This is a genomic window from Pseudohalocynthiibacter sp. F2068, from assembly GCF_023015645.1.
Classification (GTDB): domain Bacteria; phylum Pseudomonadota; class Alphaproteobacteria; order Rhodobacterales; family Rhodobacteraceae; genus Pseudohalocynthiibacter; species Pseudohalocynthiibacter aestuariivivens.
In genome coordinates this window covers 214,806-232,995 of the sequence record NZ_JALKAK010000010.1, presented here as the reverse complement: position 1 = coordinate 232,995, position 18,190 = coordinate 214,806, and the positions used below count along the sequence as shown (strand labels likewise).

The window sequence follows — 18,190 nt, the reverse complement described above, 5'->3', positions numbered from 1 at the left end:
GTAAAACGTCCGCGTCCGATATTTCATCTCTAACACTCCATCTTTCCAAAAAGACTAAAGTGTTGCGACCACCCGTTGAAACCGCCGGACAAAGCGGTCGTTCATCTAAGGAAGGAGTGTCGCAGCGTAGCAAACCAAAGCAGCCATTGGCGAATACCGTTTGGATACTTTCCATCAACTTAAAGCGCGAAACTTTTAGACAGATCTCTATCGAAATCGTGGAGATCAAAATGTAAAATCGACGGCCTCAAATTAGTTAAGGGCAATATCTCCCCGGGGACTTCAAGGTTAGTCCCGCCGCCGCTATCTTTATGTCGAGTGATATTTGATTTTTGTCCACCTTTGCAAGCCTGATAAACTCGAAAATCGAATTACTTCAACGGTGTTTTCATTTGCGGATGACTTTAGTTCTGCCTTCATCATTAAAATATATTTTCCTTCACGATTTCAGTGAAATGCTTTGCAGCGACATTGGGGTGCTTTCTTGGTAGTGCGATGCTGAAATTATCAAAGAATTTAGCGGTTTCGCCACCTATCGCCCTGATTTGCCCGGATTTCACGAATTCATCCGCGTAGTGATCAGGTAAAAAACCAATGTATTTGCCAGATAAAATCATCAGGACGGCGCCTTCCATGTGCGAAATCTCTGAGGTCCAGTTGTAACTGATTCCGCAAATCGGTTCTTTTGGTTCGTAACTGCGGCCGACAAACGGGTATTTTGAAAGCATTTGAGGCGTGATTTGTGCCTCGGCTACTGAAAAAAGAGAGTGGTTTTTACTGCAGTAGAGATTTTGGAGTTCTCGAAACACTGGGGTTACATCAAGTGCCGAGGGCAAATGTTGGGTCGGGGTCAGAATTGCGTGCAGTTTTCCGGTCAATAAACCCTGAAGCAGCTCCTGAGGTGATGCAATATGAACATTTAACTTTGCCAGCGGTGCAGCTTTTGCAAATTCGCCAATTGCTTTTTCAAGCCGGAGGCTTCTGTTGGTGTAGATTGCATCAACAGCCCCAAACTCGACTGTTCCGACAATATCACCTTTCGCAGCGCCGACTTCTCCGCGGAAATTCTCGATGGCGCCGAACAGATCAAGCATCGCGCTATGCACCTGCTTTCCCTGTTGAGTAAGCCGAAAACCGCCGCGCCCACGGTGACATAAGCGAACGCCCATCCGGCTTTCGAGAGCGGACATGTGGTTGGAAACCGTTGCAGGTGACAGTCCTAATGCTTCGTGCGCGGCAGAAAAGCCGCCATGTCTGACAACAGCCTGAAATACCCTTAGCAATCTAAGATCGGTGTCCTGAATATTGCCGGCATGTTTTTCCATACTTTGAGATTAGTCAAAGTTAACATTAATACAATGATATTTATCTGAGTAATTTCCAGCTTACGTTCGACGCAACAAAAATGCCGGAGCGACTATGACAACCAATTCCTATGACAGCGGCCGATTGAACTTGCCATTTGTGGGCATCTGTACATTTGGCAAATATCCCTATGTTTCCGATTGGGATGCGATCGAAGCTGACGTTGCAGTTCTAGGGGCGCCGTATGATTTCGGCTGCCAATGGCGCAGCGGCGCGCGGATGGGACCGCGCGCAATTCGGGAAGCATCTACTTTGTTCGCCTTCGGTCACGGCGGAGCCTACGACCATGAGGATGATGTTACCTATCTGCCTTTTGAAACAACGCGAATCGTTGATATTGGCGATGCTGACATCGTTCACACAGACACCGAAAAGAGCCACGCGAATATCGAATTCGCTGTACGAAAAATACTCGCCGCAGGCGCAATTCCGGTTGTGATGGGCGGTGATCATTCGGTGAACATCCCTTGCATCAACGCCTTTGATGATCAGGATCCGATCCATGTGGTGCAGATCGATGCACATCTTGATTTTGTTGATGAACGGCATGGCGTGCGCTTTGGGCACGGCAATCCGATGCGCCGCGCAGCTGAAAAACCCTATGTCACCGGGCTAAGCCAGATCGGCATTCGTAATGTGTCCTCCACAGCGCGCGACGGATATGAGGATGCGCGTAAAATGGGGTCTGACATTCAGTCCGTTCGCCAGCATCGTGCCCTTGGAAATGAAGGTATGCTGGCGCGGATCCCAGAAGGTGTTCGCTACTACGTGACAATTGACATAGATGCGTTTGACCCTTCGATCGCTCCGGGAACCGGAACCCCCAGCCACGGCGGTTTTAACTACTACGAAGTAATTGAACTTCTGGCTGGGCTCGCCAAGCGCGGCGATATCGTTGGTGTCGACCTTGTCGAAGTTGCGCCGGACTATGATCATTCCGGATCAACCAGCACCCTTGCTGCGCAGGTCTTGATGAACCTGATCGGGCGAATTCTTCATGCAAGGAGCCTTCGCTAATGGGGTGTGTCACTTACGATTTTTCCGGAAAAACGGTTCTGGTCACAGGCGCAAGTCGGGGGATTGGCTATGCTGTCGCCGAAGGCTTTGTTCGCGCAGGTGCACGCACCTTTCTTTTAGCGTCAGGTGATGGGGTTTATTCTGCAGCAGAAAATTTGAAGAAAGTTGGAGATGCAACCGCCCTTAAATGCGATATCACAGACAGCATCTCAGTTGCAGACGCCCTAACAGAAATCGGTCATCTTGATGTATTGATCAATAATGCTGGTCTGGAACGTGTAACGCCTCTTTCCGATCCTGATGATGCGGTCGAGGATACATTCCGCCGGATCGTCGACATCAACGTAGTCGGCACATTCCTCGTAACCCGACATGCGGTTTCAAAGATGACGTCCGGTGGGCGGATCATTTTAACAGGTTCTATATGGAGCCATACAGCTGTGGCGGAGTTCTCAGCCTATTGTGCGAGCAAGCATGCGAACCTTGGTTTTATGCGTTCAGTTGCGCACGAACTCGGACCCAGAGGCATTACTGTGAATGCAGTCTGTCCAGGATGGGTGAAAACCGAAGCTGCCTTGCTGTCCTTAAATAAAATGTCGGAAAGCAGCGGCCGAAGCGAGAATGATTTGCTGGAAGAAATCACTGGTGCTCAGGTCATTGGCGGGCTTCTGGAACCTCAGGATATGGCTGCGCTTTATCTCTTTCTTGCCTCTAATGACGCGAAGGACATCACCGGTCAGTCTTACAATCTGGACCGCGGCGAGGTGATGGGATGAACGATTTTTCCCCTAGAAACGTCCTTGTAACAGGTGCTCATCAGGGTATCGGTGCGGCTACGGCACATGTTTTGGCAACGAATGGTCTGCGTGTTGCCTGCGCTGATATCATCGTACCGGATGCAACGGTGGCCGGATTAGTAGAGCATTCCAAGGGTCACGTTTCATTGGCTTGCGATGTTTCTGACGAAACCTCGGTTGTGGGAATGTTTGCAGATTTAGACAAGAAAATTGGCTCTATTGATGCTGTCGTTCATTGTGCCGGTGTGATCGCTGAACGACCGCTTCTTGAAACCAGCGTTGAGGAATTTGATCGCGTTATTGCAATCAATCTGCGCGGTAGCTTTCTGGTTGGGCGCGAGGCTTTGCGCCGGATGGAAGGGCGCGAAGGGCGTGTTGTGCTAACGTCCTCAGACCTTGGGGTATCAGGCCGTGAAACATTCTCGCCTTATGTGGCTTCCAAACATGGAGTTATGGGGCTCGTGCGATCCTGGGCCAAGGAATTTGCACCCCGCATTCTGGTTAATGCGCTGTGTCCGGGTCCTATCGACACCGACATGCTGGGTGCAAAGAATATGACGCCTGAATGGCGCGCACGCGAGCTTGACATTCCCTTGGCTCGCTTTGGTCGCCCCGATGAAGTGGCGCATATGGCGGCTTTTTTGATCGGGCCTTATGCCGGTTTCATTACCGGGCAGGGGATTGGCATAAATGGTGGGAGCGCGATGCCATGATTGCTAACCCTATCCCCTGGCCCAATGGGGCCAAATGCGCTGCCTGTGTTACCTTTGACATGGATGCGGACAGCCTGATCCACATTGCGCATCCCGACGACGGATACAAACGCATGTCTGCTATTTCGATGCTGAAATACGGACCTGAGGTGGCCATTCCTCGCATCGTTCAGACGTATCGCGACCTGGGGATCAAACAAACATTCTTTATACCCGCATGGTGCATTGAGACCTATCCAAAGGCTATCGAGACGATCCTGCAGGGCGGTCACGAAATTGCACAGCACGGCTATCTACATGAACACCCAAGCGAACTGAGCGACGAAGACGAGGTCTATTGGTTCGAGCGAAGCTCAGAAGTAATCAAACGCCTGACCGGTCACGCCCCGCGTGGATTTCGCGCACCACTATATAATTTTTCACATCGCACTGGTGATCTGCTCGCAGCATCCGGATTCAGCTATGACGCCTCGCTGATGGGGGATGATCAGCCGTATCTGCTGAACACTGAATCTGGACAGTTGGTAGAGCTCCCGTCTCATTGGGGTTTGGACGACTGGCCTCAATATGTTCAGTCGATAGACCTAAATTACATGATGCCAATCCGGTCCGCATCCGCTGGTTGGCAGGCGTTTGCCGAAGAATTCGAAGCCGCATATGCCTTTGGCGGCCTCTGGGTGCCAGTCGTGCACCCGTTTGCGACAGGCCGAATGGCGCGATGGCGGGTGGTGACAGCATTTTTGAAAAAAATTCTTGACCGGGGAGACGTCTGGTTTGCCCCTATGGAAGACATTGCAGCACATGTGAACCGATGCGTCAAAGAGCGGACATGGACGCCGCGTGTGGATCAAATTCCTTACTATTCGTCACCAGTAAAAGCCTGAAGCAAGAAACAACAAACAACCCAATGGAGGATACCATGAATACGTCTATCAAATCACTTTTGGTGGCCAGCGCGCTGAGTGCGGTCACGGCTCTAGCCGCACATGCTGAGGCCTTGAAACTCGCCCATTCGACATGGGTAGGTTACGGGCCTTTTTACATAGCACAGGAAAAGGGGTTCTTTACTGAAGAAGGTGTCGAGATCGAACTGACGGTGATGGAAAATACCCCTCTGAAAATGGGGGCGTTGATGGCTGGGCGCATTGATATCGTTGCCTCGACCGCAGACGAGTTTCCTACATATATGCGTGATGGCAAACCGTTGCGCTACATTCTCGCAGTCGACAACTCAAATGGCGGCGACGGCGTTGTTTCCAACAAAGACATCGCCACGGTGGCTGACCTCAAGGGCCGGACTGTCGCTTTCGAAGAAGGGTCAGTCTCTCAGTTCTTTATCAATGCGCTATTGCGTCGCGAAGGATTGACGCAGGACGATATCGAAATGGTCAATATGACGGCGACCGACGCTGGTGTGGCCTTCACCGCCGGCCGGGTTGACGCGGCGGTAACCTGGGAGCCGAGTCTCAGCCAGGGGGCAGCCACCGAGCACGGCAAGATTTTGGTTAGCAGTTCCGAGACCCCCGGCCTGATCGTTGACGTTGTCGCGGTTCTGGGCAGCACTGCCGATGAGCACGAAGAAGAGCTGAAGGCATTTGTCCGGGCATGGCAGCGCGCGCTCGATTTCTTGGAGACAAATCCGGACGAAGCCTACCAGATTATGGCTGTCGGTGTTGGCGGTTGGCTGGAAGACCCAAATGAATTCAAAGCCGCTGCCTCCGGAATTCAATACTTGGATATCTCCACGAATCTGGAAATGTTCGGCACGGCAGATGCGCCCGGCATTTTGACCGATACAATCTCGAATGCCATCACCATTTGGGGAGATCTTGGGCGGATCAAAGTTGAAGGCCTGCAAGCCAGCGATCTAATCGACACGTCGTTCCTCCAATAAAGCGCAAGGAAGGTAGGTAAATCAAATGGCTACATTGAGTTTTATGGATCGGTATCTGACACCGAAACTGGCAATTCCCAAAAAGGTGGAAATGGGAGCTGGTATTGTCGTTGCTGGCAGTATCCTGGCACTTTGGATGCTTGTTTCTTACACCGGATACGCCAGCAAGGATTTTCTGCCTTCGCCAACTGACGTTTGGACGTCATTCAACGACAAGGCTTCGGATGGCTCACTGAGAAAACACATTGGCGTGTCGCTCACGGAGATCTATCTGGGGTTCTTTTTGTCCTCGATCATTGCAGTTCCTATCGGAATATTTATGGGCGGATTTAAGATTGTTCAGTCCGCACTTGAACCGCTGGTCAACTTCATGCGGTACCTGCCGGTCACATCAATGATCCCGCTTCTAATCCTATGGATTGGCATAGGGCTTGAAGAAAAGATCGCCGTAATATTTCTGGGCACGTTTTTTCAACAGATCGTCATGGTTTCGGATGTAGCTCGCGGTGTGCAGGCCGACCTGTTCAACGTTTCCTACACGCTAGGAGCAACGCGTGGCCAGATTGTCACCCGTGTTCTGGTGCCAGCGACCCTTTCCGGGGTCATGGATACTTTGCGGGTCACAATGGGCTGGGCTTGGACCTTTCTGGTGGTTGCAGAACTGGTCGCTTCGAATGCAGGGCTTGGCTACATGATCCTGCAATCGATGCGTGGCCTCGATCCTGCGGGCATTTTTGTCGGAATCTTTGTTATCGGATTTTTGGGACTGATTACTGATCTGGCTTTCAAGTGGGTCAAACGGATGATCCTGCCTTGGGAAAACGTCGGGAAGTAGAGGAAAAATAACATGGCACAAGTACATCTCGAAAACGTAACGGTCCGGTTTGGATCCGCTAAATCGAACCAGATAACTGCGCTTCAAAACCTTGATCTGGTTATCCCTGAAGAACAGTTTGCAGTTATCGTCGGCCCATCGGGTTGCGGCAAATCCAGTGCACTTGATCTTGTGGCCGGCCTGAACCGGGCAACCGAAGGCCGGGTCACCTTGGGGAGCACCGTGATTGAAAAACCGGGTTCCGAACGGGGTATGGTCCCGCAAAACTACTCTCTATTTCCCTGGTTAACGGTCCAGAAAAACGTGGAGTATGGGCTCGCGCTCAAGAATGTGCCCAACGCAGAGCGCACTGAACGAGCAAGCCACTATGTTGATGCGGTTGGTCTCACAAAGTTTCGCAAGGCCTATCCTTCTCAGCTATCTGGCGGGATGAAGCAACGCGTAGCGATCGCCCGCGCTTTGGCAGTCAATCCGGAAGTTTTGTTGATGGATGAACCCTTTGGCGCACTCGACAGTCAAACGCGATCCGTGATGCAGGAGCTCCTTTTGAAAATCTGGCAGCAAGAACGCAAGACCGTTTTGTTCATCACTCACGACATCGATGAAGCGCTGTATCTCGGGGATGTGGTTTATGTGATGTCCGCACGTCCCGGCCGGATAATAGACACCGTTCATGTCGGCATAGAGCGCCCCCGGGACTACTCGGTGACCACCAGCTCAGAATTTGTCGACCTGAAAAAACGCATCATGTCGAGCTTGCACGCTGAGGTCGACAAAGCCCTTGCAATGACCTGATCACAGGAAACGAGATAACCATGACTGAGGAATTTGACTATATCATCGTTGGTGCCGGATCTGCAGGGTGTGTGCTGGCCAACCGGCTAAGTGAAGATCCGACGAACAGGATTCTTGTTCTTGAATTCGGGGGGTCTGACCGTAACGTAATCATTCAGATGCCGTCAGCCTTTTCGATGCCGATGAACACCAAACTTTATAACTGGAAATATGAAACCCTGCCTGAACCGGGGTTGAACGGGCGGCGGGTTCATTGCCCGCGTGGAAAAGTTTTGGGTGGTTCGTCCTCGATAAACGGGTTGGTCTATGTGCGGGGTCATGCGCGTGATTTTGATGAATGGGAACAGCTTGGAGCAGCCGGATGGGGGTACGCCAGTTGTTTACCGTATTTCAAGAAATCCGAAAGTTTTGAGGGCGGTGACCCTACATATCGCGGCACCTCAGGCCCGTTGAGTGTAAATGCTGGAAATCGCATGAAAAACCCGCTTTACGGTGCCTTTGTGGAGGCCGGAACTGAAGCAGGATACATCAGAACCGATGATTCAAATGGCTATATGCAAGAAGGTTTTGGGCCAATGCATATGACCGTTAAAGACGGTGTGCGCTGGTCTGCTGCAAACGCCTATCTGCGCCCAGCGATGTCCCGCGAAAATCTCGTGGTTCGCACAAAAGTCATGACCCGTCGTATCCTGACGGAAGGCCGCAAGGCGACCGGGGTGGAATATGAAAAGGGTGGGAAGATCACGAAGGTTACCGCACGCCGGGAAGTTATTGTTGCCTGCGGCCCCATCGGGTCTCCGCATTTGCTCCAGCGTTCGGGAATCGGGCCCGTCGCCGTTCTGAAAGAGGCGGGAGTAAAAATTGTTCACGATCTCCCCGGTGTTGGTGAAAACCTGCAGGATCATGCCGAAATATACATCCAGTTTGCCTGTAAACAGCCAATAACGTTGAACTCCAAAATGGGTCTGATTTCCAAAGGTCTGATTGGCATGCGTTGGCTGCTGTTCAAAGATGGGCTTGGGGCAACAAACCATTTCGAAGCCGGCGGTTTCATCCGGTCTTCCCCTAAAATGGAATGGCCAGACATCCAGTATCACTTTTTGCCAGCTGCGGTTCGTTACGACGGCAAGAAGCCAATCAAAGGACATGGTTTCATGATCCTTACCGGCCCAAACAAGCCCAAAAGCCGGGGTTACGTGAGGCTGAACAGTGACGACCCTTACACGCATCCGGATATCCTTTTTAACTATCTTAACCGTGAAGAGGATCGCGATGGGTTTCGTTCCTGTATTCGGCTGACGCGTGAAGTTATGAATCAACCAGCCATGGCTGATTTCAACGCGGGTGAAATAGCCCCGGGTGCCGAAGCAACTACGGACGATGAATTGGATGATTTCGTTCGTGATAATCTGGAAAGTACCTATCATCCCTGTGGCACTTGCAAGATGGGGACAGATAAAATGTCAGTTGTTGACCCGGAGTTGCGCGTGCAAGGAATTGAGAACCTGCGTGTCGTAGACAGTTCGGTTTTCCCGACAGAACCAAACGGCAATCTTAATGCACCGACGATGATGCTAGCTGAGCGTGCCGCGGATTTGATCCGTGGAAGAAAACCGCTTGCGCCTGAAAACGCACCAGTTGGTGTAGCACCAGGGGTTGGCGAGACGCAAAGACCCTCAAAAATCGTCTTATGAGGTAGTGTAGCAAAGGCTTGCATGGGCTCTTTGCGGTCACGCGGCGGCGCAGAGTGAAACCCTGTATCAGTGTCGGCTGAATGTCGGCTTCCAATGTCGCGGCATGGTTGGCACGCACTTGCAGAGAATTCACACTTCCCGCCCTTTGGTGCAATGAAACGTGCGGGCATGAAGTCCTTGGGTCCTTCCGCGACCCTTTCGACATGCGGGTAATTCGCACCGCATGCCAAGCAAGTGTTTTGAATTTAAGAAAGGTTGAGGATGGGGTTGTTGTTGTTTGGATTGTGCACCTAGCATTCAGTTTCTTATAGTTCGATTTCCGCTTCCGACCCTCAGCAGCCACTCGTTCCTCGCGCAGCGAAAGTCAGCTTTGAGCCCATTTTGACCGATGCTGCGCTGTACGTATTCCGACGTGATGTGCCGAAGGCGGAAACGGCTGTACGCAAGGCGGACCCAAATCGGCCGTTCATTGACAGGCCTGATACCGCAGCGCAGATTCCTCGCGGTGGACATCGCCCTGACGAGGTCAAGCCAGCAGACTACAGTAGGCGCCCACCCAACCTTGCATGGACAAACTGGCTTCGATGTGCCTCTTATTAGACCATTTCTTTATGTAACCTTGTATAGCGGGTCAGAGCGGCTCAGATGGTCTCCCATCATCTTCATCGCGCCAGAAACATCATGCGTTTCCAGAAAATCAACCATGCGGTCATGTTCAAGCAAGGTCGTATTCTCGCGTCCGGTCCATAGCAACAAAGGCTTATAATACTCAAACAACCAAGACAGCATTGCTTGAGTGACGGCTTGAATAAGCGGATTGCCCGAAATCTTGGCAATCGCGACATGAAAGGCAATATCTGCCTCGATGAAAGCTTTGTCTTGGCCCAACTTGCTGCGCTGATCTTCGATCAGGGCACGAAGAACCGAAATGTCATCGGGCGTACAGCGTTCTGCTGCGAGCTGCGTTGTTCCGGCTTCAAGTATCTTTCGCAATTGCTTGAGGTGTTCCAGATTTGATGGTTCGGTCGACAGCAGCAGTTTTGCTATGTCATCCATTTGATCAAACGCAATACCAGCGGTCAATTTATTGACCCTGCTCCGCTCACCGTGAGTGATGGAAATCAGGCCTTTGTTGGCCATCGATTGCAGCGCTTCACGAACAGCAGGGCGCCCCACGTTGAACCGTTCCATCAGAGCCCGTTCCGAGGGCATCGCATCCCCGGGGGCAAGCTCACCTGATTGGACCATGTCCCAGAGGCGTTCAAAAACCTGATCTGACAGCTTTTGCCGCACAATGGGCGTGTCAATCCTTTCGGGTTTTGTATTGGGGTCTGCAGGCATGTAATTTCACTACTTTCTGGTATCCGATCCTATTATTTGCACATGCATGACAAGTTGACCACCTGACATGCGTGGTATTCAGTTCATAAGGTCGCTTAAAAACAGCGATACTTGCGGCACATAGGTAATGATCATCAGTGCGGTGATCATCGTGAACACAGGGATGACCAGCGATTTGAACATGTTCTGAACCGGGATGGTCGCCACTTGAGCGGCGGCAAAGAGGTTGACCCCCAAAGGCGGTGTGAACATGCCAAGAGCAAGGTTAACCACAATGACGATCCCGAAATGTACCGGATCAATGCCAAAGGCGATGGCAACCGGAGTCAGGATCGGCGCCAGAACGAGGATCGCTGCAGCCGTCTCAATGAACATGCCGACAAAGAACAACAGAATGTTGATGGCCAACAGGAAACTCCATGCATGTTCAAAGGTTGAATGTGCCCAAGCTCCAACGACGTTCGGCATGCCGGACAGGCTGATCAGGAAGCTGAACAGTGAAGCCGCGGAAATGATCAGCATGACCGCACCCGAGGACATAGCCGCACTCTTGAACAACTCAGGCAGGTCGCTCAGCTTCATTTCTTTGTAAACAATCAGCCCGAGGAAGAGCGCATACATCACGGCAACCGCTGCAGCTTCGGTCGGAGTAAAGACGCCGCCATAGATCCCGCCAAGAATGATCACCGGCATCATCAAGGCCCAGAAGGCTCTGAAGAAAGCGCTTATGATCGACTTCTTATCGTCGCCGTCCTGTTTTCCGTAACCTTTCACACGGCACCAGATTTGCACCATGAGGATCAACACACACACAATCAGCAAGCCTGGTCCAATGCCCGCAATGAACAACTGCGTTATGGATGTCTGGGTTGAAACCGCAAACAAAATCAGGGGAACCGACGGCGGGATGATGACACCCAATTCCGATGAAGAGGCCTGAATAGAGGCGGCCATGTTGACCGGATAGCCATGCTTGACCATCGCTGGGATCAGGATAGATCCGATCGCAAATGTTGTCGCAACCGAAGACCCGGAGATGGCCGCGAACACCATACAGGCGACGACACAGGTGCTTGCGAGACCACCCTGCGTGCCACCCACCAGAGACTTTGCAAAATCAACAAGACGGTGGGACACGCCGCCCTTGGTCATCAGGTTACCGGCAAGAATGAAGAAGGGGACAGCCATCAGCGGAAAGCTGTCGAGGCCGGTGAACATCTTTTGCGGGACAACCAACAAAGGAAGGTTGGAGAAGAATACAATGCCAAAGATCGAGGCAAGCGCGATGGAAACCGCGACAGGGATCGTGACGGCGAAGAAGATGATAAGCGAGAGGGCGAGAGCACCGTTCATTCTGACACCTCCGTTAAATTGATATGGCCATGCTCTGCATCGAGATGTGCAAGCAGCAAACCGGGAAGGGCGAGCACTGCGCCAATCGGGATCGCGACGTAGAACCAGGCTACGGACACATCCAGCATAGCGACCTGCTGATCGACAACGCGCAGGGTCATTTTGTAGCCGAACCAGATGAGGATGAAGAGGAACAGTGCGATGGCCGCTGTCACCAGACGGATAACCCAGATTTGCTTGTTATGCGGTAGTAAACTTCTGAGCACATCAATTGGGATCATTTTGCCGTAACGAAAAGCAGGACCCATGATCAGGAACACGCCCCAAACGATGACGGCGCGTGCAAGAACTTCGGACCACACGGCAGAATCGCCAAGGATGAAGCGGGTGATAACTTGGTAAAAAACCAGAAGTGCGGCGACGCCAAGCATAATCGCAGCGAGGATATGGGTGATCCGGACAATAATATCTGAAGCCCTAATAATATAGTTCATGTTCCCCTCCCTTGTTTGAAAAGCGCCACCCGATCTCCCGGATGACGCTGCTTTTGAGGTCGAACGCTTATTGCGCGTCTTGGATCTGCTTGATCAGGTCAGCAACGCCCATTTCTACGGCGTACTGCTCATAAGCAGGCTGAACGGCAGCAGCGAAAGCTTCTTTGTCGACGTTCTCGACCACGTCCATGCCGTTTTCACGCAGCAAGGCAACACCATTCGCTTCGTTTTCTGCTACAGTCGCGCGTGTTCCCGCTGCTGCGGCTATGCCAGCTTCAACGAACCAGCCCTGCTGCTCTTCGGTCAGGCCATCCCATCGACCCTTAGACATCACGACGACGGCGGGGGAGTACACATGCTGTGTCAGGGTTACGTATTTCTGGATTTCCCACATGTTGTTGGCAACCAGAACCGGGATCGGGTTTTCCTGTCCGTCGATGGTGCCTTGTGCCAGCGATGTGAGAACTTCAGTCCAGCTCATCGGTGTTGGCGCGGCACCAGCCGCTTCAAAAGCTGCGATATGGACTTTGTTTTCCATTGTACGCAGTTTCAAACCCGCAAGGTCGGCAGGCGTGTTGATTGGGTGGGTGTTATTTGTAACATTGCGGAAGCCGTTTTCGCCCCAAGCCAGACCAACAAGGTCGTGGGCTTGGAATTCGTCTAGCAGGCCTTGGCCGATTGGCCCGTCCAGAACTGCATGTGCCTGATCGTAGCCTTTGAACAGGAACGGGAAGTCGAGAGCATAGACATCGGGAACAAAGTTGCCTATCGGACCGGTCGACGAAATGGCCAGATCGACGGTGCCGATTTGTAGACCTTCAATGACGTCACGCTCTCCACCCAAAGCGCCGGCTGGCTTGAGGTTGATTGTGATAGCGCCACCGGACAATTCCGCCATTGTTTCAGCAAAGGCCTTGCCGCCATCGCCATAGTGGGACTCAAGCGGTGGCGTGAAGGCAAGGTTGAATTCTTGAGCAACTGCTGTCGTTGCAGTCATCCCTAATACAACCGCTACACCAGTCAAAGTCTTGTTTATCATACGCATTTGGTTTCCTCCCTTTAGCGTTTCAGATCGGGCATATGCCCAAATTACTCTTGGATCAGGTGATCCGGTCGACGCTTGCCGCAATTTCATCGTCGTCGAAACAGCGTAGCCAATCGTCTTTCATCAGGACCGGGATCCCGAATTCGATGGCCTTGTTGGCCGCGTCCGAAAAGACGCCCTTGTGTTCGTCAAACATGACCGCGCCCATGATGTTCATGTGGCCAAGAAGAAAGTCTCTGGCGCAGTCGTATGACACACCCTTCCTGACTACTTCGTCCATTGCCATGCGCAGGACCTTCATCAGCGAACCGTTCACTGTTTCAGACAACCCTGGCTCGAGCAACGCGAACTGCTTGAGTGTGACACGGTGTGAACGCGCAACGGGTGCATAAATCGCACGGCCAACCTTTTCGCCCAAGACATAGTCCTCTTCAGGGCCTTGAACCAATGTGTTCACGATACCCTGCTTGGCCGCGATGCCGCCGAAGTAATCCCTCTTGGCTTCCATTTCCGTTTCATCATTCCAGATCGGCGGATGACACGGGTGAGAGACAAAATATGTAATGTCCGCACGCTCGGGCAGATGACCGGCAAAGGGGGCCGCACCATCAAGGCAAACAAGCATTGCGCCCGATTTGATTTTATCAACGATCGCCGCGGCGACCTTGCCAATGTGTGTATCCGGCACAGCAAGCACAATGACGTCCGCCCCATCCAGCGCGACATCCACATCGACGCAGTCAACGCCATAAGCTTCTTTAACGCGCGCGCGGCCCTCGTCTGAGACCTCAACATGAAGCGTCTCGAATTCAGATGTCTTGGCAAGGTTGGCTCCAAGGCGCATCCCCATTTTTCCGCCCGCACCAAACAAAGCAAGCTTTGTCATGAACTTTCCTCCCTTCACTCCACGCTGAACGCGTAATCAAATTGACAACTGGTATGATAAGGTACTAACATAATGATTATGTCAATAAAAATTTCATGATTGAGAGTGTCACGCATGCAAAACACCGAACGCAGCCTTCCTGATGGGCCTTTGGTCGCTTGGTACGGTGATGACTTCACAGGTGCCTCAGCGGTGATGGAGGTTTTATCGTTCGCTGGCCTTCCCTCGATGCTGTTTCTACAGCCGCCGACAGAAGCTCAGTTGGCGCCGTTCCCGGGCATCAAAGGGATCGGCGTCGCATCGACGGCACGGGCGCAATCCCCTGAATGGATGGACACGCAACTGTCTGATATTTTCTCACGGCTAAAAGCGCTGAACCCAGCCATCCTTCACTATAAGGTCTGCTCTACGCTGGATTCTTCGCCCGACGTCGGATCAATCGGGCGGGCAATCGAGATCGGTGCAGACCTATTCCCGCCCGCAGTTATTCCTGTATTGATCGCGGCCCCCCAGATGCGCCGATACCAGTGCTTCGGGCATTTGTTTGCGGGTATGGGAGAGGCAGTGTTCCGGTTAGACCGACACCCTGTCATGTCCCGCCATCCTATCACTCCAATGGACGAATCCGACGTTGCGGTGCACATCGCAAAACAGTCGAACCGGCTGGACGTAAGCTGCATTTCGTTAACAACGCTCGGCTCTGGCAGCGACGCCCTTATGCCATCCAAAGCCTCAGTTGATGGTCGGATCACGGCTGTCACGCTAGACAGCGTCGATGCCAGATCCGAATCGGCTACCGGTCAGATAATCTGGCAGGGCCGTCACGGCAGCCGCTTTGTGGTTGGATCGCAGGGTGTGGAATACGCGCTGGTCCGGCATTGGCAAGACGCGGGTCTTCTGACGCCGATGGACCCGCCAAAGAGCATTGGTCGCGCCGAGAAAATGGTCGTTGTCTCTGGTTCGGTTTCGCCGACCACAGCCGAACAGATCGCGTGGTCCAAAGAAAACGGATTTGCCGGTATTGCCTTTGACGCCTCAGTTGTCTGCGATGACGCCACAGTGCTGGGATATGAAATGGACCGTGTGATTGACGCGGCACTTGAAGCGATCGCGCAAGGCCTTGATCCCCTGATCCACACCGCAGAAGGCCCCGATGACCCTGCAGTTAATCGGTTCAGAGCAGCTGTGGCCGAGTCAGAACACGACATGTCTGCCGCAAATCAGATGACTGGTGAGGCCCTTGGCCGGATCCTGTATCGCGTTTTGGAACGTAGCGGAGCGCGGCGCGCCGTGGTTTCGGGCGGTGACACATCCGGGCATGCGACACGTCAACTGGGCATCTTTGCGCTTTCGGCGCTGGCGCCCACCATACCTGCCGCAGCGATCTTCAAGGCCCATGCTGACGGGGCAATGGATGGTTTAGAACTGGCACTAAAGGGCGGCCAAATGGGCAGCCATGATTACTTCGGCTGGGTCCGAAGCGGAGGAGGAGCACGATGAACCGCATTACAGCAACATACGAGATTGAATCTCCCATTGGGATTACCAAAGCAGCCGAGGTCATGGCGGGCGAACAATCCACAGGCACCTTTGGAAAAATCGCGTTGGAAACAGACGAACTACGTGCCCGGTGCGCGGCCCAAATCGATGAATTGACCGTTAATAGTGTTGGGCACAGCCCGTCCCTACCAAGTCGTTTTTCTAGCAACAGTTACGAGCGCGGGATCGTCAAAATCAGTTGGCCCATCGACAATCTGGGGACGTCTTTACCAAACCTCATGTCAACAATTGCAGGCAATCTTTTCGAGCTGGCAGAACTTTCGGCGATCCGCATGACAGATATCGGCCTGCCCAAGGTCTTTGCCAAAACCAATCCCGGCCCCGCTTTCGGTGCCACAGGGACGAGAGGGGAATTGGGTGCGCATGATGGACCGATCATTGGCACAATCATCAAACCTTGTGTCGGACTAAGCCCTGCAGAGACAGCCGACCTTGTTCAGATATTGGCGGTCGCAGGAATCGACTTCATCAAAGATGATGAGTTGCAGGCCAATGGGCCGCATTGCCCATTCCCAAAGCGCGTCGAAGCAGTTATGGGCGTTCTGAACGCCCACGCTGACAAAACAGGCAAACGGGTGATGTATGCCTTTAACATCACCGACGAAGTTGACCAGATGAAGCGCAATATGGACCTGCTGAGCGCGCATGGGGCCACATGCGCAATGGTCTGCATGAATTCGGTAGGCCTGAGCGGCCTGCGTGCAGCACGCGATCACGGCAACCATATCATTCATGGCCACAGAGCTGGATGGGGACTTTATTCCAGATCGCCTCATATTGGCATCAGTTTTCCAGCTTGGCAGAAACTCTGGCGCCTCGCCGGTGCCGACCACCTGCATGTCAACGGCTTGGCCAGCAAATTTACCGAGCCTGATCCAGTTGTCGCAGAATCCGCCAAGTCAGTCCAAACTCCGGTCTTCTACGATCGCGGACCAGCACATCTTGCCATGCCGGTTTTCTCATCAGCGCAGACAATTTGGCAAATCCAACCGGCCAGAACCCTTTTGGGAAACGACGATTTCATCTTCTGCGCAGGTGGCGGGATCATGAGTCATCCAGGTGGCCCTGGTGACGGTGTGATCGCTTTGCGACAGGCCGCCGATGCGGCGCGCGCCGGCATATCGATCGAGAAATATTCACGCCAACATCCTCAGTTGCGTGCGGCGTTGGACGTGTTCATCAAGCCAACCCTTGATCTGGGTTGAAGATCGAGTTTCGGCAAGGAAAAGTTAGTGGAACGTCCACGGATCTCTGCTTTTGCGCTTAGTGGCAGTTTGGGTGCAAAGCGATATTTGGCAGTTGCCGACCAATATCCGCTCTGTCCCGCATAGCTGCCATCGGGGCGGCGAGCGGCAAACGGCTGTTTTGAGTCCCTAGTGACCAATGTTGCGACTTGTACATTTTGACGAGAAGAACCGAAAACGACTATTGGCCTGCGGCACTACTTTCGCAAGCTGGAGGGATGCTGTCGTGCGCTGCAAGATTGCAATATCATACTGACGTTACCGCTCCGTTTCCTATCGGTCCTTATAGAATGGACCCAACTAACTCAGGGCAATATCGTGGCCAAGATTCTCATCATCGAAAGCAAACCACCGTAACTGGTGGCTATGGGCAACGCGGCCTTTTTGGGATTCGTGTGCTCTGTCATCGAACGATATCGAAGTTTATCACAGCTCAACTGGTGGTAAAAAATTTACGAAGCGCTTTAAGAAAGGTTATCTTTTAACAAAAAAGTCTCTCGTAAGTTCAAAAAGAGTTACAATTTTTTCAAATCTGAAGGGAACGTTTGGTGCTAAAGAAAATTGAAGAGTTGAGACAACACATCCAAAAGCTCGAAGACGAATTGGAGGCTGAATTCGAGGACGCACGCGTGGCATTGGGTGTTCATATTGAGAACGGACGTGCAGTGTTCCGGGAAGAAGTGCTGCAGCGCCACAGCGAACTTCGAACAAGTCTTTTGAAATATGTCAGCGGTGCAAAATTGCTGACTATCCTGACAGCTCCTGCTATCTACGCTGTTTTTGTTCCTTTGGCGTTGCTTGATTTGTTTGTTTCAATATATCAACTGATCTGTTTTCCGGTCTACGGCATAAAAAAAGTACGTCGAAGCAATCACATTGTGTTCGATCGACACCGCCTTAAATATCTGAACGGTATCGAGAAAATAAACTGCGTTTACTGTTCTTACGCGAATGGAGTCCTCTCGTATGTAGTTGCTGTTGCTTCAGATACGGAAAAGTACTGGTGTCCGATCAAGCATGCGCGTCGAATTCCAAATCCTCATGGGAGTTACCATTCGTTCGCAGATTATGGAGACGCTGAAGGGTACAAAGACCGTGTTGCAAGATGTCACCGATCGTACAAGAAAATTGACGGCTCTACTCAAGAATAAAGAAAC

The 18,190-nt window shown here is 52.2% G+C and carries 18 protein-coding genes; 12 read left to right on the top strand and 6 right to left on the bottom strand.

Annotated elements, in window-relative coordinates:
• The coding region (locus MWU63_RS13455; RefSeq protein WP_247078278.1) for a hypothetical protein at window positions 1–236 on the top strand (236 nt) is incomplete at its 5' end.
• A 186-nt stretch (window positions 237–422) separates the two neighbouring features.
• On the opposite strand, the gene MWU63_RS13450 is transcribed toward MWU63_RS13455, so the two are convergent.
• Entirely contained in the window at window positions 423–1,325 is a 903-nt protein-coding gene (locus MWU63_RS13450) for a LysR family transcriptional regulator (protein ID WP_213890296.1), read from the bottom strand.
• 94 nt (window positions 1,326–1,419) lie between these two features.
• Here MWU63_RS13450 and speB point away from each other — a divergent pair, with 94 nt between their 5' ends.
• Genes speB through betA form a run of 8 tightly spaced genes read left to right on the top strand, consistent with a single transcriptional unit; the run spans window position 1,420 to window position 9,110 of the window.
• Window positions 1,420–2,382 carry an agmatinase gene (gene speB, locus MWU63_RS13445; protein ID WP_213890295.1) on the top strand — a complete coding sequence of 321 codons (963 nt, stop codon included), beginning with the start codon at window positions 1,420–1,422 and terminating at the stop codon, window positions 2,380–2,382.
• Window positions 2,382–3,158, top strand: a complete 777-nt coding sequence (locus MWU63_RS13440) for an SDR family oxidoreductase (protein WP_213890294.1) — start codon at window positions 2,382–2,384, stop codon at window positions 3,156–3,158. The genes speB and MWU63_RS13440 overlap by 1 nt, the downstream gene beginning before the upstream one ends.
• Entirely contained in the window at window positions 3,155–3,892 is a 738-nt protein-coding gene (locus tag MWU63_RS13435; RefSeq protein WP_213890293.1) for an SDR family oxidoreductase, read from the top strand. The genes MWU63_RS13440 and MWU63_RS13435 overlap by 4 nt, the downstream gene beginning before the upstream one ends.
• Window positions 3,889–4,776 carry a polysaccharide deacetylase gene (locus MWU63_RS13430; RefSeq protein ID WP_213890292.1) on the top strand — a complete coding sequence of 296 codons (888 nt, stop codon included), beginning with the start codon at window positions 3,889–3,891 and terminating at the stop codon, window positions 4,774–4,776. Before MWU63_RS13435 ends, MWU63_RS13430 begins: the two co-directional genes overlap by 4 nt.
• Window positions 4,777–4,811: 35 nt before the next feature.
• Complete coding sequence (locus tag MWU63_RS13425) at window positions 4,812–5,786, top strand: ABC transporter substrate-binding protein (protein ID WP_247078276.1); 975 nt, start codon at window positions 4,812–4,814, stop codon at window positions 5,784–5,786.
• A 25-nt stretch (window positions 5,787–5,811) separates the two neighbouring features.
• Entirely contained in the window at window positions 5,812–6,621 is an 810-nt protein-coding gene (locus tag MWU63_RS13420) for an ABC transporter permease (protein WP_213890290.1), read from the top strand.
• 12 nt (window positions 6,622–6,633) lie between these two features.
• Window positions 6,634–7,416 carry an ABC transporter ATP-binding protein gene (locus MWU63_RS13415; protein ID WP_213890289.1) on the top strand — a complete coding sequence of 261 codons (783 nt, stop codon included), beginning with the start codon at window positions 6,634–6,636 and terminating at the stop codon, window positions 7,414–7,416.
• Window positions 7,417–7,436: 20 nt separating this feature from the next.
• On the top strand, window positions 7,437–9,110 hold the full coding sequence (gene betA, locus MWU63_RS13410) for a choline dehydrogenase (RefSeq protein ID WP_213890288.1): 1,674 nt from the start codon (window positions 7,437–7,439) through the stop codon (window positions 9,108–9,110).
• A 609-nt stretch (window positions 9,111–9,719) separates the two neighbouring features.
• Here the strand turns inward: betA and nanR are convergent.
• The 5 genes from nanR to MWU63_RS13385 form a co-directional block, all read right to left on the bottom strand.
• On the bottom strand, window positions 9,720–10,451 hold the full coding sequence (gene nanR / locus MWU63_RS13405) for a transcriptional regulator NanR (protein ID WP_213890287.1): 732 nt from the start codon (window positions 10,449–10,451) through the stop codon (window positions 9,720–9,722).
• A gap of 78 nt (window positions 10,452–10,529) precedes the next feature.
• Window positions 10,530–11,804, bottom strand: a complete 1,275-nt coding sequence (locus MWU63_RS13400; RefSeq protein ID WP_213890286.1) for a TRAP transporter large permease — start codon at window positions 11,802–11,804, stop codon at window positions 10,530–10,532.
• Window positions 11,801–12,298, bottom strand: a complete 498-nt coding sequence (locus MWU63_RS13395; protein WP_213890285.1) for a TRAP transporter small permease subunit — start codon at window positions 12,296–12,298, stop codon at window positions 11,801–11,803. Before MWU63_RS13395 ends, MWU63_RS13400 begins: the two co-directional genes overlap by 4 nt.
• Window positions 12,299–12,365: 67 nt before the next feature.
• On the bottom strand, window positions 12,366–13,343 hold the full coding sequence (locus tag MWU63_RS13390; RefSeq protein ID WP_246531764.1) for a TRAP transporter substrate-binding protein: 978 nt from the start codon (window positions 13,341–13,343) through the stop codon (window positions 12,366–12,368).
• Window positions 13,344–13,398: 55 nt separating this feature from the next.
• On the bottom strand, window positions 13,399–14,229 hold the full coding sequence (locus tag MWU63_RS13385; RefSeq protein ID WP_213890284.1) for a phosphogluconate dehydrogenase C-terminal domain-containing protein: 831 nt from the start codon (window positions 14,227–14,229) through the stop codon (window positions 13,399–13,401).
• A 114-nt stretch (window positions 14,230–14,343) separates the two neighbouring features.
• Here MWU63_RS13385 and MWU63_RS13380 point away from each other — a divergent pair, with 114 nt between their 5' ends.
• From MWU63_RS13380 to MWU63_RS13370, 3 genes are all read left to right on the top strand, one after another.
• Window positions 14,344–15,729: a four-carbon acid sugar kinase family protein gene (locus MWU63_RS13380; RefSeq protein ID WP_247078274.1), complete on the top strand. Its 1,386-nt coding sequence runs from the start codon at window positions 14,344–14,346 to the stop codon at window positions 15,727–15,729.
• Window positions 15,726–16,994, top strand: a complete 1,269-nt coding sequence (locus MWU63_RS13375; RefSeq protein ID WP_213890282.1) for a ribulose-bisphosphate carboxylase large subunit family protein — start codon at window positions 15,726–15,728, stop codon at window positions 16,992–16,994. Before MWU63_RS13380 ends, MWU63_RS13375 begins: the two co-directional genes overlap by 4 nt.
• Window positions 16,995–17,581: 587 nt before the next feature.
• Window positions 17,582–18,184 carry a hypothetical protein gene (locus MWU63_RS13370; protein WP_213890281.1) on the top strand — a complete coding sequence of 201 codons (603 nt, stop codon included), beginning with the start codon at window positions 17,582–17,584 and terminating at the stop codon, window positions 18,182–18,184.
• Window positions 18,185–18,190: the final 6 nt, after the last annotated feature.

Bases quoted from the DNA above. Each gene is read 5' to 3' on its own strand.
- MWU63_RS13450 (WP_213890296.1), bottom strand. From the start codon at position 1,325: ATGGAAAAACATGCCGGCAATATTCAGGACACCGATCTTAGATTGCTA.
- speB (WP_213890295.1), top strand. From the start codon at position 1,420: ATGACAACCAATTCCTATGACAGCGGCCGATTGAACTTGCCATTTGTG.
- MWU63_RS13440 (WP_213890294.1), top strand. From the start codon at position 2,382: ATGGGGTGTGTCACTTACGATTTTTCCGGAAAAACGGTTCTGGTCACA.
- MWU63_RS13435 (WP_213890293.1), top strand. From the start codon at position 3,155: ATGAACGATTTTTCCCCTAGAAACGTCCTTGTAACAGGTGCTCATCAG.
- MWU63_RS13430 (WP_213890292.1), top strand. From the start codon at position 3,889: ATGATTGCTAACCCTATCCCCTGGCCCAATGGGGCCAAATGCGCTGCC.
- MWU63_RS13425 (WP_247078276.1), top strand. From the start codon at position 4,812: ATGAATACGTCTATCAAATCACTTTTGGTGGCCAGCGCGCTGAGTGCG.
- MWU63_RS13420 (WP_213890290.1), top strand. From the start codon at position 5,812: ATGGCTACATTGAGTTTTATGGATCGGTATCTGACACCGAAACTGGCA.
- MWU63_RS13415 (WP_213890289.1), top strand. From the start codon at position 6,634: ATGGCACAAGTACATCTCGAAAACGTAACGGTCCGGTTTGGATCCGCT.
- betA (WP_213890288.1), top strand. From the start codon at position 7,437: ATGACTGAGGAATTTGACTATATCATCGTTGGTGCCGGATCTGCAGGG.
- nanR (WP_213890287.1), bottom strand. From the start codon at position 10,451: ATGCCTGCAGACCCCAATACAAAACCCGAAAGGATTGACACGCCCATT.
- MWU63_RS13400 (WP_213890286.1), bottom strand. From the start codon at position 11,804: ATGAACGGTGCTCTCGCCCTCTCGCTTATCATCTTCTTCGCCGTCACG.
- MWU63_RS13395 (WP_213890285.1), bottom strand. From the start codon at position 12,298: ATGAACTATATTATTAGGGCTTCAGATATTATTGTCCGGATCACCCAT.
- MWU63_RS13390 (WP_246531764.1), bottom strand. From the start codon at position 13,343: ATGCGTATGATAAACAAGACTTTGACTGGTGTAGCGGTTGTATTAGGG.
- MWU63_RS13385 (WP_213890284.1), bottom strand. From the start codon at position 14,229: ATGACAAAGCTTGCTTTGTTTGGTGCGGGCGGAAAAATGGGGATGCGC.
- MWU63_RS13380 (WP_247078274.1), top strand. From the start codon at position 14,344: ATGCAAAACACCGAACGCAGCCTTCCTGATGGGCCTTTGGTCGCTTGG.
- MWU63_RS13375 (WP_213890282.1), top strand. From the start codon at position 15,726: ATGAACCGCATTACAGCAACATACGAGATTGAATCTCCCATTGGGATT.